Below are 1,705 nucleotides of genomic sequence, written 5' to 3'. Positions count from 1 at the left end.
CGGCCTCTTCGCGGGCAAGCCCGCTCCTACAGGGATTGTGCCGGACCTGTAGGAGCGGGCTTGCCCGCGAAGGGGTCAGTACAGGCGCCCGATTCATTCGATCAAGCAGCAAATGTGGCGCTATATTCGGTCGACCGAACAAGAACCGAAAAAGGAGCCCTTGATGCAAACCCATCTGCTGATAAACGGCCAACTGGTGGCAGGCGAAGGCCAGAAGCTGGCCGTGCTCAACCCCGCACTCGGCACCCCGCTGGTGGACATCGCCGAGGCCACCCCGGCCCAGGTCGATGCCGCCGTGCAGGCTGCCGATGCTGCGTTCGAGGGCTGGTCGCAAACCGCGCCGAAGGACCGCTCGCTGCTGCTGCTCAAACTCGCCGATACCATCGATGCCCATGCCGAGGAACTGGCGCGGCTGGAATCGGACAACTGCGGCAAGCCCTATAGCGCCGCGCTGAACGACGAACTGCCAGCGGTGGCCGATGTGTTCCGCTTCTTCGCCGGTGCCAGCCGCGTGCTGCAAGGTTCTGCGGCGGGCGAGTACCTGCCCGGGCACACCTCGATGATCCGCCGTGACCCGGTGGGCGTGGTGGCGTCGATTGCGCCGTGGAACTACCCACTGATGATGGCCGCATGGAAGCTCGGCCCGGCCCTGGCAGCGGGTAACACGGTGGTGCTCAAGCCTTCCGAGCAGACGCCGCTGACGGCCCTGCGCCTGGGCGAGCTGATGGCCGGGATCTTCCCGCCGGGTGTGGTCAACCTGGTGTTCGGCCGTGGCCCGAGCGTCGGCGAGCCGCTGACCACCCACCCCAAGGTGCGCATGGTCTCGTTGACAGGCTCGGTGGCCACTGGCAGCCGCATCATCGCGGGCACTGCCGACACGGTGAAGCGCATGCACATGGAGCTGGGCGGCAAGGCGCCGGTGATCATCTTCGACGATGCCGATATCGATGCCGCCGTGGAGGGCATTCGTGCCTTCGGTTTCTACAACGCCGGGCAGGACTGCACCGCGGCTTGCCGCCTGTACGTGCAGAAGGGCGTGTATGCGCAGTTCGTGGAGAAACTCACGGCGGCGGTTGCCAGCCTGCGCCTGGGCCCGCAGGACGACCCTGAGACCGAGCTGGGGCCGCTGATCACCCAGCAGCATCTGGAGCGCGTGGCCGGTTTTGTCGAGCGAGCGCAGCAGGTGCCGCATATCCAGGTCACCACCGGCGGCAAGCGTGCCGACCGCGCGGGGTTCTTTTTCGAACCGACAGTGCTGGCCGGGGCGCGGCAGGATGACGAGGTGGTACGTCGGGAGGTCTTCGGGCCGGTGGTGTCGGTGACTGAGTTCGAGGACGAGGCCCAGGCGCTGGCCTGGGCCAACGACTCGGACTACGGGCTGGCCTCGTCGGTGTGGACCCAGGACGTGGGGCGCGCGCACCGCCTGGCGGCGCGCCTGCAATATGGCTGCACCTGGGTGAACACCCACTTCATGCTGGTGAGCGAGATGCCGCACGGTGGGGTGAAGCTGTCGGGCTACGGCAAGGACATGTCGATGTATGGGCTGGAGGATTACACCGTGGTTCGGCACGTGATGTTCAAGCACTGAGCGTCATTCCCAGAGCTTTAGCAGGGACCTGTAGGAGCGGGCTTGCCCGCGAAGAAACCACTGCGGTGTATGGCCAGGGCTTTGCCCTGGTTCGCGGGCAAGCCCGCTCCTACAGGG

Annotated in this window: 1 protein-coding gene; it reads left to right on the top strand. The window is 66.3% G+C overall.

Translation table 11 applies throughout. The features are described from left to right. Positions 1-163 precede the first annotated feature (163 nt). The gene (locus ACQKPE_RS26500) at positions 164-1,588 is read left to right on the top strand and encodes a gamma-aminobutyraldehyde dehydrogenase (protein ID WP_427669641.1); all 1,425 of its coding nucleotides are present in this window, start codon (positions 164-166) and stop codon (positions 1,586-1,588) included. The last annotated feature ends 117 nt before the right edge of the window (positions 1,589-1,705 follow it).

Source organism: Pseudomonas sp. NPDC089554 (genome assembly GCF_050280645.1).
Classification (GTDB): Bacteria; Pseudomonadota; Gammaproteobacteria; order Pseudomonadales; family Pseudomonadaceae; genus Aquipseudomonas.
Note: the sequence above shows the minus strand (reverse complement) of the source record. Positions and strands in the feature narration are given on the sequence as shown.

Excerpts from the sequence above, each read along its gene's own strand:
- ACQKPE_RS26500 (WP_427669641.1), top strand. The coding sequence starts at position 164 with ATGCAAACCCATCTGCTGATAAACGGCCAACTGGTGGCAGGCGAAGGC.